We start from the raw sequence: 14,002 nt of genomic DNA, 5'->3' as shown, positions 1-14,002 counted from the left end.
GCGCGTGATATTGAGATTTAAGAGCGGACCACCGCTCGTGTTCTAAACAGAATCAGCACGACGCTCAGTCGTCCAGATCAGCAGCCGGAGCGGCTTCTTCTGGTGCCGCGCCTTCACCTTGCTCTGCCAGAACGGCCTTGCGTGAAAGCTTGACACGATTCTGGTCGTCGATGGCGATGACCTTGACCTGCAGTTTGTCACCCACTTTGCAGATCTCATCAACCGATTTGACATATCCGGTTGACAGTTCGCTGATGTGGCACAGGCCGTCTTTGCCGGGGGCGATTTCAATGAAGGCACCGAAATCCTTCACCGAGCTCACCGTCCCGTTGTACACGCGACCGACCTTGATTTCTTCGGTCATCGCTTCGACGCGAGCCAGAGCGTCTTCGGCACCTTCGCTCTTCGTGCAGGCGATCATGACTGTGCCGTCATCGGTGATGTCGATCGTGGCGCCCGTTTCTTCCTGGATGGCACGAATCGTCTTACCACCGGGGCCGATCAGCAGACCTATCTTCGCCGGATCGATTTTCGTACGGAGCAATCGTGGTGCGTTGACCGAGATCTCGCCGCGTGGCCGACGAATCGAGGTCAGCATCGTCTTCAGCAGTTCGATGCGTGCTTTGCGCGCTTGCTCAAGCGTGGCACGAATGATCTCTTCGTTGATGCCGTCGATTTTTAGGTCGAGCTGGATGCCCGTCACACCCTTCTGGGTGCCGGCCACCTTGAAGTCCATGTCACCGAAATGGTCTTCGTCGCCCATGATGTCGGTGAGCAGCACAAAACGATCTTTCTCTTTGACGAGACCGATCGAGATGCCAGCGACGGGCTGTGTGATTGGCACACCGGCGTCCATCAGGCTGAGCGTTGCACTGCAAACGCTGGCCATCGAACTGCTGCCGTTCGATTCCATGATGTCTGAAATGACACGGATCGTGTACGGGAACTTGTCTTCGGCGGGGATCACCGAGTAAACCGATCGCTCTGCGAGAGCACCGTGGCCGATTTCACGACGACCGGGGCCGCGGATTGGTCGGCATTCGCCGACGGAGTATGACGGGAAGTTGTAGTCAAGCATGAATCGCTTGAGCGTCTCTTCGAACAACCCCTCGACGCGTTGCGTGTCGCGAGCCGTCCCCAGGGTGATTGTCGCCAGCGACTGGGTTTCACCACGGGTAAACAATGCTGATCCGTGGACACCGGGCAGGACACCCACTTCGCACGAAACGGCACGCAGATCTTGCGGAGTGCGTCCATCGAGTCGCTTGTTCTCGAGGATCAGGTCACGCACCACGCGATACTGCAGTTGTTCGAACGCTGCTGAGAATTGTTCGCGAGTCCATCCATTCGACGTCGTCGTGGCGCCTTCAGGGAAATACTCGGCGACCAGTTGTTCCTTCAGTTGTTTCGTGCCGCCGCTTCGTTCGGCCTTGACGCTCGAAACTTTGCTGTCACGCAGTGCATTGTAGGCTTTTTCGCGGAGTGCTGCGTGGAAAGGGTTTTCAGGGGCAGCTGGCGCGGCGAAGGCGGGGCGACCCGCTTTCTGCTTGAATTCTTCTTGCAATGCGCACAGTTCTGCAATTGCCCGATGTGCGAACATGATCGCGTCGGCCATCTGGTCTTCTGGCAACTGTTGTGCGAAGCCTTCGATCATCAAGACCGAGTCTTTGCTGCCGGCGACAACCAGGTCCAGGCGGCTGACCTTAATTTGCTCGCGGGTTGGCATCAGGACGAATTGCTCGTCGATCATGCCCACACGGACGGCCGCGATCGGCCCATTAAACGGCACAGGGGCGATGCTGAGAGCAGCACTCGCCCCGATGATGGAGAGGACGTCTGGATCGTTTTCGGAATCGACAGACAGGACGTTTGACATGACCTGGACTTCGTCGACATACCCTTCTGGAAACAAGGGACGGATTGGTCGGTCGGTCAGTCGGCTCGTCAGGATTTCCTTCTGGGTCGGCCGTCCTTCTCGCTTGATGAAGCCGCCAGGAAATTTCCCGGCCGCAGCGGAACGCTCGCGATAGTCACAGGTGAGCGGAAAGAAATCCGTTCCCGGACGCGATGGGCCATTTTGTGCGGCGACGAAGACGACAGTGTCACCGAATTGAACCAAGACGGCCCCTGCCGCTTGCTTGGCCATTTCACCGGTTGTAAGACTGATGGTTCGCCCGGCGAACTCTTTTTGAACGACAACTTTCACAGCTTATTTCCTGCAAAGACATGTTTCTCAGAAATCAAAACCTCCCGATACGTGAAATGGCGGGCTTCACCCCTGCGCGAAACTTCACGCCGCGCAGGAGAAAACCTCATTCGGGAAGCCGAATTGACAGAAGCTCGACGCCACCAGCTCAGAGATGCTGGAGCAGAACCGCCAAGCAGCAAACTACTTACGCAAACCGATCTTCTTGATCACGTCTGCATAGCGACCCAGATCGGTCGCTTCAAGATATTTCAGCAAACGACGACGCTTGCTCACCAGCATCAACAGTCCGCGACGACCCGCATGATCTTTGTTGTGCAGCTTGAAATGCTCAGTCAATTGAGCAATGCGGTGCGAGAGAACCGCAATCTGAACCTCTGGAGATCCCGTATCGGCTTCCGTACGCCGGTACTGCTGCATCATCTCCGTTTTTCGTTCTTTCGTAATCGACATATCTCAACCCTGCCTTGGTTTTTCCTCTTGGTTGGCCCCGTTCACGGTGTTATTCCGTCGTCCAATATCGACGCTGGACTCCATTCCGTGGCCAAAACCAATCACTTTTCTACACTGTATATGCACTTGCCCATAGTCTACCGTTTGGCGCATAAGATGCAATGGACCGCGATTCGATGTTTTTGACATGCGGACGCGACGTCATTGACGCATTTCGACCGCGTTTCCGCGTTTGGGAAAACTTCCTGTTCCCTCAATTCACTTTCCGACTGGAAACATCCAGACTTCATCTTATTGGATTGTACCGGTAGGCTGTTGTGTCGACCTTTTGCCCTACCCGCCCGCATCCTCACCTGCTCAGCGCTCTTGGAGCTCGACGATGTCGAATGTCTGTCTGGCAATCTCCCTGGCACTTCTCACATTTTGCCGAAATCGTCAACTTGGACGGTTCCGATTCAATCCCCTCTCCGCGTTAACGCCCAACTCGAGGAAACCATTGAGCAATATGTCGTTGCAGAATTTAACTCGTTGGTGTGTCTCTCTGAAGTGTCCCGTGGCTCAGTTGAATCCCATGGCCCTGGTGATGCTGGTTGGTTGCATCGGATTTTCGGCGTCAGTGCTTCATGCGCAAGAAAAAAGTCTCGCCGAATTGATGCCGCGAATTCCGCCCCGAACGCCTGCGGAGGCTCAGAAATCGTTCAAGCTTGAACGAGGGTTTTCGTTGGAACTGGTCGCGGCGGAGCCGAATGTCGTCGACCCGATTGATGCGGCATTCGACGAGCATGGTCGCATGTACGTCGTCGAGATGAATGACTACCCATTTTTGCCCGAACAGCGGGTCGAAAAGTACAAGCAACAGCGGCCCGAGACCTGGGGGCGGATTCGTCTCTTGACCGATACGAACGGCGACGGGCGAATGGATAAGAGCGTCATTTTTGCGGACAAGTTGCGCTGGCCGCAGTCGGTGATCTGCTCACAGGGTGGCGTCTTTGTGATCGCTCCGCCAAGCCTCTACTTCATGAAAGATACAGACGGTGACGACGTCGCGGACGTTAAAGAGATCGTGTGCACGGGCTTCAATTCATCCAATGTCCAAGCCCTTTCGAATGGTCTGGAGTGGGGGCGGGATAACGCAATCTACTTCTCTTCAGGTATTGCTGGTGGCGATTTGACCGTTCCCGCTCACAATGGCAAACCTGAGTACAAATTCACGCCCGGTCGACGCGATTTGCGGCTTGATCCCAAAACTCGCGAGCTGACGATGGTTTCAGGGGGGCAGCAGTTTGGGCACACAATCGACAATTGGGGTGATCGATTCATCTGCAACAACAGTAACCACATCATCCATGTGGCTTGGCCGCTGAACTATCTGGAGCGCAATCCCCTGCTCGCAATTCCGGACATGACACGTTCGATCGCAAAAGAAGGTGCCGCGGCCACGGTCTTCCGGACGAGCACAGCAGAGCCCTGGCGCCTGGTCAGGACGGCGCGCCGGGCGGCGGATCCCGAGATGAAGAAGCGGCTGCCCGCTTCGGAGCTTGTTCCGATCGGCTTTTTTACGTCTGCAACGGGTGTTACGGTCTATCGTGGCGGCGCTTATCCCACCGAATTTCGTGGCGATGTCTTCATTGGAGACTGCGGCGGCAATCTGGTGCACCGGAAGAAGTTGACGCCCAATGGCATCAGCTTCATCGCATCCCGCGCGGATGAGAATGTCGAGTTCCTGACCTCCGATGACAACTGGTTCCGCCCCGTCAACTTTGTGAACGCCCCAGATGGAACTCTATACGTATTGGATATGTACCGCGAAACGATCGAACATCCGATCTCGATTCCGGACGACATCAAGGCGTTTGTTGATCTGGAGTCGGGGCATGACAAGGGGCGCGTCTGGCGGCTCGTTCCACCTGGTTTTCACCGGGAAGCACCACCAGACCTCGGCAAGCTCACGGCTCTTGAGCTGGTCGCCAAGTTGAAGTCGCCGCATGGCACAATCCGCGACACCGCGCAGCGGATGATTGTTGAGCGGAATGAACAGTCGGCTGTTGAGCCGTTGCGTCAACTTGTCTCGTCAGCCGACTCCACCGTGACGCCGGAAGCGCGTGCGCATGCAATCTGGTCGTTGCAGGGGCTGAACGCTTTGGCTGCGGGGGATGTCATGGTGGCGCTGAAGGATTCCGACGAGCACCTGCGTGAGCTCGGCTTGCGATTGGTACCCAAATTCATCCAGACCGCGCCCGACCTGGCGAAGGTTGTACTGGCCCTCGGCAATGACCCAGCATCCCGTGTTCGCTGGCAGTTGGCCTTTACGCTGGGAGAATTGCCGGCGCAGTATGCCGTACCGGGTTTGAGGTCGATTGCTGACAAGGCGGCCGCCGATGCCGACTTGCGAACGGCATGGTTGTCATCGTGCTACTCACAGATGGGGGCCATTGCGAAAGAGTTGCTTGCGGCGAATTCGGACGCCGTTCAGCCGTTGCTCGCCGATCTGGCGCGGCTGATTGGTTCTGCGGCGGATTCGCATGACAGCGTGGTGCTGCTGGGTTCAACGATGCAAGACGCTGTTCCCGAATCGACGAAGATTTCAGTGTTGCTGGCACTGGGGGACGGTGTTCAGCGCCGCGGCACGACGTTTCAGAAAATTTTGACGGATGCGTCCTCGGGGGCAGCAACGCGGGCCTCCCTGGATTCCTTCTTCCAGCGGATCAGCAAGTTGGCTGCTGATCCGGCGGTTCCGGAAGCGAGCCGACTCTCTGCCGTGCGGCTGCTGGCGCTCGGGAACGCGGATTTGGCGCAGCAGGTTCTGCCAGAGCTACTAACGCCTCAAACGATTCCCTCGTTGCAGATCGCAGCCGTTAAGTCGTTGGCCACTCATGGCACGCCAGCGGCCTATGGGGCACTGCTCGAACCCTGGAAGACATTCGGTCCCGCGACGCGTGCGGAAGTTGTCGACAATCTTGTCCAGTCGGGTGGGGGAGCGATCGTCCTGTTAGAGGCGATCAAAGCGTCCACGATCAAGCCGGGTGAAATCGATCGCGACAAGCGGCAAGTCTTGATGAGTCATCCGCAGGCGCGAGTCAAGGAGTTGGCGAAAGAGGTTCTCGCCGAGCCTGTTAGCAATCGCAAAGAGGTTGTTGCGGCCTTCCAACCTGCGTTGGAGCTGACGGGGGATGCGGCACGTGGCAGGTTGCTCTATGCAAAAACCTGTGCGCAGTGTCACCGTGTCGGCACGTCAGGGCATCAGGTCGGGCCCGATTTCGTCAGTGTTCAAAACAAATCCCCGGCGGACCTGTTGATTGCGATTCTCGATCCAAATCGCGAAGCGCAGCCGAGCTTTCAGACCTACACGGCGGTGACGAAGGAAGGGAAGATTCACACGGGAATTATCTCATCCGAGACGGCTGCCAGTGTCACCTTGCGGCGTGCGGAAGCCAAAGAGGATGTCCTGCTGCGCGATACACTCGATGAACTGGTCTCGAATGCCGTTTCGCTGATGCCGGAAGGTCTGGAAAAAGATCTCAGCCCACAACAACTGGCCGACATTATCGCGGCAATTAAGAGTGGCCAATGAAACCTGAGCTTCAGATTGGGGCGTCTGCGACACTTGAGCGGATGGTCGCGTGTGCCGACGCAATTCACTTGGGGCAAGGACGCTCATCCAGCGCGATTGTCTTCTCGACGCCGTCCATGATTGCCTTGATGGAGTACACGGCACGGGAGGTTCTGCGGCCATTCCTCGATGAAGGGGAAGAATCGGTGGGGGTGAATGTTCATGTTGAGCATCTGGCCGCCACGCCCCTTCAGGCACCGGTGCGGGGGCACGCGCGCGTCATCGCCGTCGAAGGGCGCTTCGTCGAGTTTGAGATCACCGCCTCTGACGAACGTGATGTGATCGGCCGCGGCACGCATCGCCGCGCTGTGATCACCATCGCCCGGTTTGCTGATAAGTTGAAAGAAAAGGTTCAGGCGATGACTCAGGGAGCCGTGCTGCCATCGTATCAGACACCCAATTCTGGGGAGCTTTCCAAGCTGGCAACGCTGGAGGCGGTTCGTGACGGGGCATTAGTGACAGTAACCCTGAACCGGCCTGCCAAGTTGAATGCCGTCAATGTCCAGATGACGGCCGATCTGGAGTCACTGAATGCCTGGTTGGCGGGGCACCCCGAGATTCGCGTCGTGATTCTCACGGGGGCGGGTGATGCGTTTTGCGCGGGCGATGACGTCAAAGAGGTGGGGACTTTGGATCTGGCGACGGCGACGAACCTCAGTCACCGGCAGGCCGAATTGTATTTGACGTGGGAGCGGTTGCCACAGATTTTTATCGCGGCCGTGAACGGAGCTGCATTTGGTGGTGGCTGTGTCTGTGCCTATTCGTGCGATTTCCGTGTCGCAGCTCATTCGGCTCGTTTTGGGATGCCGGAGATCCTGTTGGGGTGGCCGCCTGGATACGGAATCGCGCAACTGACCTCGCTGGTGGGAAAGTCGCGTGCGCTTGAACTCTGTCTATTGGGTGAATCGATTTCGTCGCAACTGGCGTTGACCTATGGTTTAGTGCACGAGGTGGTTCCCCAGAATCGCCTCCATTCGACCGCTCGTGCGCTGGCGGGCAAGTTGCTCGCTCAACCCGCCGAGGCGCTGCGTCAGACGAAACGCCTGATTTACTTGGACGAAGGTTTGCAGCCCAAGGTGGCGCACCTGGCCGATACGGCAGCATACATTCAGTGTCTCGAACAGCCAGACGCTCGCGAAGGGATCGCGGCGTTCTCGCAGAAGCGCCGCCCGAAATTCAATCAATAGTTGCCGTGGCACTTTGCTCTCACTGGATCGGGGTCGCGCGTATCGCCCACAGGCTCGTTGGCGTGCTCGATTCGAGTCGATCAACGTGCCAATTCAGGCAAAAGTTCGTGCGATCAGCATCACAAACAAGATTGCGATCCACACCACAGCGAGCGCGTGCCAAAACCAGGCGCAGACCGTCACGCCCCAGTAGTACTCATGGTCATATCGGTCCGCCGCGGCCTGTACGGTGATGTAGCAGAGGAATAGCAGTGCAATGATGAAATGCATTCCATGCAGCGTGGCGAACACGGCGACAAATGCCGCCGCGCCGGTTTCGGCTTCTGTCGGGGGTTGTTGTCGAATCAAGGTCGTCAGTGCGTAGGTCTGAACCGCGACGAACGTGACGCCTGCCGTCAGGCCGAGTCCCAGCCAGTTTCGGAACAGCCATTGGCGCTCGCGTCGAACGGCCCTGACAGCACCGTCAACGCAGATGCTTCCTGACAAAAGCAGGCCTGTGCTGAGTGCGAACGCTCTTGAAAAATGGTTTGCCTGATGCGCGTGGTGTGCGGGGAATTGTGTCACCAAGACAAGGGACAGCCCGGCGGCAATCGCGAGGAGCGACGTCGCCAACACGAAGAATTGCAGTGCGTAGGCACTTCGGGGTTCTGGGACCACAGCCGTTCACTTCCGTTGACGGCAACCGGGAGATCTTAAATCAGTTCAACCAACAATTGTCTGGCTGCCGGGTGGCCCAAAGTCACATTCCGACCATCGACTTCGGCTGTGACAATTCCCGCTTCACGACTGTTGTAAACCACGCGGCATTCCTTGTGGAGCGAGATTCCGGAATCGCTCAGAAATCGCAAGAACTCACCTTCCTGATCGGTGACGCGAATAATTCGAACGCATTGCCCGGGTGAGACAGAGTCGAGCGGAATGGCTCGTTCCGGGTGACCCCGCATCGCTCCATTGGCAGAAGGGATGGGGTCTCCATGGGGGTCGGCGATCGGACGCCCAAGGAATTCGTCCATGCGATCGACAAGGTTGTCGCTGACCGCATGTTCCATGTTCTCTGCTTCTTCATGGACCTGGTCCCAGTCGAGTCCCAACGTTTTCACAAGAAACAACTCAATGAGTCGGTGCCGCCGCAGGATCCGCACGGCAACTTCGCGACCGACCTTCGTCAATCGGACTCCTTCGTACGGGCGGTAGTCGGCGTGTCCGGATTCTGCCAACGTCTTCAGCATCGCGGTGACAGTGCCGGGCGCGACGGACAATGCGGTGGCTAACTGGCCGGTTGTCACCCAGTCTGAACCTGTCTTCTGCCCGGTGAGCAGTGTCGTTTTGAGATAGTTCTCGACCGTCAACGTTGGCATGAAGCGGAACTCAAAATTCGGTTATGGAGCGTCATCAGCAGATGGAGCGACACGTTTCGAAGAAAGATTGTAAGGGGTGTCCACTCGATTGACCAAGCCATGGCAAACACCTTGCAAAGTCTGTATCAGAATTTCGTTTCACGAGGATGTCTGGAGGAATCTTCAGGGCCCGATCGGCAGTGCGCACCTCGATTTTGCGGGCGACTGCGAGATACAGGAGGCGACCTGTCGTCTCAGATCCAGAGAAAAGCGCGCCGAATCAAACATTTCTGCTCAAAAGCCTTGCGATGGATTTCTTGAATTCTTACACTCCCCGATCCGATTGGCTTCCAGATCGTCGTCTTGGAATTTACAGCAATCGTCGTCCGTTCACTTCCGCTGTGACTGATGTCAATGTCTGGCGGTGTACACTTTGCAGGGTAGTTGGATCATGAAAGAGGGAATTCACCCCGAGTACCGAGATGTCGTATTTCAGGATACCTCAACCGGGATCCAGTTCTTGATCGGGTCAACTATCAAGACACCAAAGACTTGTGAGTACGAAGGCAAGCAGCTTCCGCTGGTCACTGTCGATATCAGCTCGGCCTCGCATCCGTTCTTCACCGGTAAGCAAAAATTCATCGATGCCGCTGGTCGCGTGGAAAAATTCCAACGCAAGTACAATTGGGGCAAGAAGGACGAAGCCGCAACGGAAGAAGCTCCCAAGTCCTGAGGTTGTCTGCCAATCAGACTTCACGCATCATTCGAAGGCCGCAGATCGGCAAACGATCTGCGGTCCTTTTGGATTGCCATCGGGCAGAAATGCGATTGCTCGACGTTTCGGTCGATTTCAGGCCGTTGCGAACCGGGTCTGGTCGGCTCGATATAGATGTTTTTTCTGCATTTGCAGCGTTCTGCCGCTTTTAACGGCGGGTCATTCAGCGTTTGACCATCATGTTCCCGACCCTTCAAGTTAAGCTGGCTCGCTACGAAGAGCTGGAACGGATGCTGCAGGATCCCGTGATCCTCGCCGACACGGCCAAAATGCTGGATTGTCAGCGTGAGCATGGCGGGCTGGGGAAAATCGCGCGTTCGATCCGCGAGTTCAATCAGCTCGAAGGGGACGTTGCCGCCGTTCGCGAGATGATCGAATCTGCTGACGATGCGGAAACGCGAGAATACGCTCAGGCTGAGTTGAGCGAACTACAAACGCGCTACGACGCGCTGCGAACCGAGCTGGAAGATATGGTCACGGCCGGTGATTCGCTCACCCGTGGCAGTCTGATCATGGAAATCCGCGCGGGGACAGGCGGAGATGAAGCTGCGCTGTTCGCTCGTGACTTGTTCGACATGTACACGAAGTTCGTGGAAAAGCGGGGCTGGAAATTCGAGGTTCTCGAACTCTCGGCCAATGAACTGGGGGGCATGAAGGAAGTCGTGCTATCCATCACCGGAGAAGCGGCGTTCCATCAACTTCAGTTCGAAAGCGGCGGTCATCGCGTGCAGCGTGTTCCGGAAACGGAAACACAAGGTCGTGTGCATACGAGTGCCGCTACTGTTGCGGTGATGCCCGAAGCAACCGACATTGATGTCGAGATCCGTGATGAAGATCTTCAAATCGACACGATGCGCGCGGGTGGTCCTGGCGGACAAAAGGTGAATAAGACCGAATCCGCCGTCCGAATCACTCACGTTCCAACTGGTATCGTGGTTCGAATTCAGGACGAAAAGAGTCAGCACAAGAACAAAGCCAAGGCAATGCGCGTGCTGCGCAGCAAGTTGATGGAAGCGCGACAGGCCACGCTCGATAAAGAACGATCCGCCCAGCGCCGCACGTTGATTGGATCAGGTGACCGCAGCGAGCGAATTCGGACATACAACTTTCCACAGAATCGCTTGACCGACCACCGGATTAATCTGACGGTGCACAAGCTGGATCAAATCATTCAGGGCGATCTCGACGAAGTCGTCCAGGCACTTGTCCAGTTCGATCGTGAAGAACGCCTTCGCGGCGGAACGGCGCTCGCCTAGTCGAGCTTCACGTCTGTATGACACCTTCTGGCCTTCGCAACGACGAGCAGGACAACGAGGGACGCCGTGAAGCTTTTGTCCGAATGAACCGTCGTAATCTTGCGGGGCAAGGTGCGTGATCAATTCTTCAGGCTCAGGAGGCTTTTGAAGCAGATCCTGTTATGCGGCGCCCAGAATCGGTCCGTCCCACGCATGTCAACGAAAATGGAGTGTGCTTTGAACAAGACGTTCTTCCGTTGATTGAGGAGCTCATTGCGGCGTGCTCGTGGAACTGCCGACCCTCGAGATGCCTGGTGATGTCACTATCTTTTCTGAGCGTCTCGACCTAAAAGATCAGGACACTTTGAATCTCCACGAGAACCCGTTTGCCGAGCGAGGATTTTGCCTCGATCGAACAAGGAAGTCGATCAGTGACGCAACAACCTGTCACGTCGCCACCAACGCCCGAAGAGCCGTGGACGGTGCGACGGGTGCTGGAATGGACGACGGCTCACCTGAAGAAGAGCGGTAGTGATACGCCGCGTCTCGATGCCGAAATTCTGCTCGCCCATGCGCGGGGTTGCCAGCGGATTCAGTTGTACACACAGTTTGACGAACCGCTCAACGACGCCGTTCGTGCAACGATGCGGGGGCTTGTGCAGCGACGGGCGAAAGCTGAACCGGTGGCCTATCTGGTTGGGCAACGTGAATTCTTCAGTCTGAAGTTTCGCGTCACTCGAGATGTACTGATTCCGCGTCCCGAGACCGAGACGCTCGTGATCGAGATTCTGGATGCTGCAAAAGTTCGACCCAATCCGACCATCCTCGATCTCTGTACGGGTTCGGGCTGTGTGGCGATTTCGACGGCGAAGAACAACCCGCAAGCCAAGGTGACGGCTGTTGATATCAGTCGCGCCGCAATCGCGATCGCGCGAGAGAATGCGGCTGCTCACCAGGTGACGGATCGCGTCGAGATCATCGAATCCAACATATTCGAAGCACTTCCGGCCGGGAAGCAATTCGATCTCATCGTGGGGAATCCGCCCTACATCCCTTCCGCCGAGATTGATCAATTGGATGCTGAAGTTGCCAAGCATGAGCCGCGTCTGGCCTTGGATGGCGGGCCAGACGGAATGGACATTCTGCGACGAATCATCGAGCAAGCTCCACGATTTGCGGCCCCCTCAGCACTATTGCTGCTGGAATTCACACCCGAGCAAGCCGAGGCACTCGAACAGCTGACCGTCGCTCATGGCGGCTACGAGGACGTCTCGATCGTCAAAGACCTCGGCCATCGAGCCCGGGTCCTGAAGGCCCGCATTCGCGCAGTGTAGGATTTATTCGCGCCATCTCAAGTACATCGAGCGAAACGTGCGAGGTGCGTTCAAGTTTGGGTGGGAACTGGATGCCAATCTAAGATTCAGTTGGTGACACACGGCCGACCGCATCCACTCAGGCGAATTCAATGTTGATGTTCAGGCTGCATTTCTTGGATTGCAGGATTTGTGGTCGGTCCATGCGAATGTTTCGGTTCGAAGTATCCGATGAGCCAGGCCGAGCCGACGCCGACCAGCAGTGCTAATGAAAGTCTCAGCCGGTCGTGCGAGTGAAACTGAACTTCGGGCAACAAGTCGCTGAGCGAGATACAAAGAAACACTCCGGCCGACATGGCCAACGCTCCGGCAACAACGTCACCTCGAACGCCCGAATAGCGTTGGATTCCGATGCAAAACAGTGCGGCTCCAATCGGGCACATCAATGAATAGCCGACATTGACGATCTGCATGGCCCGTCGAGTCCAGCCTCCCGTTGCCATGAGAGATGCGATCGACAACGAGTCGAGTGGTTTGTGAAGCACGACACCCAAAAACGTGCCGAACCCGAATGGCAACGCGAATCCAGAGTGTTCGTGAAAATGCAGCGCGTCGGCCTGTACGGCGGCCGCCAAGGCGACTCCGTCTAATAACGTATGCAGCGACAAGCCCAGAAAAATTCCAATCCAGCTCGCCTTTTTCGGAGAATGCGAATCATGGCCATGTCCATGGTCGTGCGAATGTCCGTGATCGTGATCATGGGCGCAATCGTGCGTGTGGACGCCATCTTCCTCCAATGGTTCATGGCTATGAAAGTGAAACATCCGAAGCATGAAAAACGTGAGGAGGAGTCCGATCATCAGCCACCACATGCACCAATCCAGTGCGGATGTGCCGCCTTCCGTCTGCGCAGGCATGATTGCGACGGCGTGTGGCAACTGATGGAAGATGCCAACTCCCAGCATCAGGCCGCCAATCAGGCTGACCAGAAGCTGCATGCGGACATGGGTCAGACGAATCAACGTCGGCAAGACCCCGCCACCCAGTGACGACAATGCGATAAGACCGCAGTAGACCGCGAGAATCGTGATCGATGTCATGGAGAAAAACGTACCGTCCGCAGCACGACCGTGCTCGCCCGCGCACAGGATGGACGGTGAGACCAGCATGGTGACAATGGCCGCGACAGCGGACAGACGACAGATTCCCATCAAGGCATTCCTTTGACGAATTCACTTCGCCGCGAACTTACGGCTGAACTTCCACTTCAGCGGGGCAGATCGTCTTCGCCGCGGATTCATTGCCGATGAACTCGGGAAATTCGCTACGGGTGACAATCCAACCATGATGGCGGAGCGTCCCGCGGAAGGGCGCTTGCCCACTGATCTTGCCCGTCAGGCGATAGCGGGCGGGATCGAATCCCTCGGGCACTTCGACCGATGCGCCCTCGTCCTGCTCCAAGACGGGCTGGATGGCAAACATTCGGTTCAGGACTGAAGCACTCTCGCGATGAATTTCACGGACGGCCGCACCAATCTGCTCGTCAGAATATCCGCTGATCTCTTCTTTCAGAAAATCGACGAGCCGTGCTTCACGTTGAAGCGTGGCCAGCAACGTGACCGCTTCATTTTGTTTTGGTCGTTCGGGGGCGGTCTTGACCGGTTCCGCTCGAGAAGGCAGTGCGGGTGCAACAGGGCTTTCTGTTGTCGGTTGATCCTTAAGTGCATGATCGATCCGCTCCGCGGCTTCCCGATTTGCCAGCGCGGCAAAAAACGCACGAAACGCTGTGGAAACTCGACCAGCCACGAGATACTCCTCGGATAAGGATGACGATGCATTGCGAGCCAATTCAGGCCAGATTGGCAAGTAGCGCTGGTCCGCCCCGA

11 protein-coding genes are annotated in these 14,002 nt (G+C 56.7%); 5 read left to right on the top strand and 6 right to left on the bottom strand.

Annotated features, from left to right (window positions below; translation table 11 throughout):
- Nucleotides 1-64 precede the first annotated feature (64 nt).
- Nucleotides 65-2,206, bottom strand: coding sequence for a polyribonucleotide nucleotidyltransferase (gene pnp / locus OSO_RS42345; protein WP_010582567.1), 2,142 nt, complete (start codon nt 2,204-2,206; stop codon nt 65-67).
- 183 nt (nt 2,207-2,389) lie between these two features.
- Nucleotides 2,390-2,659, bottom strand: a complete 270-nt coding sequence (gene rpsO / locus OSO_RS0106000) for a 30S ribosomal protein S15 (protein ID WP_010582566.1) — start codon at nt 2,657-2,659, stop codon at nt 2,390-2,392.
- Nucleotides 2,660-3,212: 553 nt separating this feature from the next.
- Between rpsO and OSO_RS42340 the strand changes: the two genes are divergently transcribed.
- Together OSO_RS42340 and OSO_RS49715 are read left to right on the top strand one after the other, a co-directional pair.
- Nucleotides 3,213-6,230, top strand: a complete 3,018-nt coding sequence (locus OSO_RS42340) for a PVC-type heme-binding CxxCH protein (RefSeq protein WP_162130515.1) — start codon at nt 3,213-3,215, stop codon at nt 6,228-6,230.
- Nucleotides 6,227-7,456: a thioesterase, FlK family gene (locus tag OSO_RS49715; protein ID WP_010582564.1), complete on the top strand. Its 1,230-nt coding sequence runs from the start codon at nt 6,227-6,229 to the stop codon at nt 7,454-7,456. Before OSO_RS42340 ends, OSO_RS49715 begins: the two co-directional genes overlap by 4 nt.
- Before the next feature lie 93 nt (nt 7,457-7,549).
- Here the strand turns inward: OSO_RS49715 and OSO_RS0105980 are convergent, their stop codons facing one another.
- Complete coding sequence (locus tag OSO_RS0105980; RefSeq protein WP_010582563.1) at nt 7,550-8,113, bottom strand: cytochrome c oxidase subunit 3; 564 nt, start codon at nt 8,111-8,113, stop codon at nt 7,550-7,552.
- Nucleotides 8,114-8,148: 35 nt separating this feature from the next.
- Nucleotides 8,149-8,814, bottom strand: coding sequence for a metal-dependent transcriptional regulator (locus OSO_RS0105975; RefSeq protein WP_010582562.1), 666 nt, complete (start codon nt 8,812-8,814; stop codon nt 8,149-8,151).
- Nucleotides 8,815-9,244: 430 nt separating this feature from the next.
- Between OSO_RS0105975 and OSO_RS0105970 the strand changes: the two genes are divergently transcribed.
- The 3 genes from OSO_RS0105970 to prmC all read left to right on the top strand — a co-directional run bounded on the left by OSO_RS0105970 (nt 9,245) and on the right by prmC (nt 12,137).
- Entirely contained in the window at nt 9,245-9,526 is a 282-nt protein-coding gene (locus OSO_RS0105970) for a type B 50S ribosomal protein L31 (RefSeq protein WP_010582561.1), read from the top strand.
- A 221-nt stretch (nt 9,527-9,747) separates the two neighbouring features.
- On the top strand, nt 9,748-10,824 hold the full coding sequence (gene prfA, locus OSO_RS0105960) for a peptide chain release factor 1 (RefSeq protein WP_010582559.1): 1,077 nt from the start codon (nt 9,748-9,750) through the stop codon (nt 10,822-10,824).
- A 410-nt stretch (nt 10,825-11,234) separates the two neighbouring features.
- Entirely contained in the window at nt 11,235-12,137 is a 903-nt protein-coding gene (gene prmC / locus OSO_RS0105950) for a peptide chain release factor N(5)-glutamine methyltransferase (protein ID WP_040591995.1), read from the top strand.
- A gap of 128 nt (nt 12,138-12,265) precedes the next feature.
- On the opposite strand, the gene OSO_RS0105945 is transcribed toward prmC, so the two are convergent.
- Nucleotides 12,266-13,327: a ZIP family metal transporter gene (locus tag OSO_RS0105945; protein ID WP_010582557.1), complete on the bottom strand. Its 1,062-nt coding sequence runs from the start codon at nt 13,325-13,327 to the stop codon at nt 12,266-12,268.
- Between the two features lie 37 nt (nt 13,328-13,364).
- A complete protein-coding gene (locus OSO_RS0105940) occupies nt 13,365-13,922 on the bottom strand; it encodes a DUF2760 domain-containing protein (protein WP_010582556.1) in 558 nt (185 codons plus the stop codon).
- Nucleotides 13,923-14,002: the final 80 nt, after the last annotated feature.

This window comes from Schlesneria paludicola DSM 18645 (assembly GCF_000255655.1).
Lineage (GTDB): Bacteria > Planctomycetota > Planctomycetia > Planctomycetales > Planctomycetaceae > Schlesneria > Schlesneria paludicola.
Note: the sequence above shows the minus strand (reverse complement) of the source record. Positions and strands in the feature narration are given on the sequence as shown.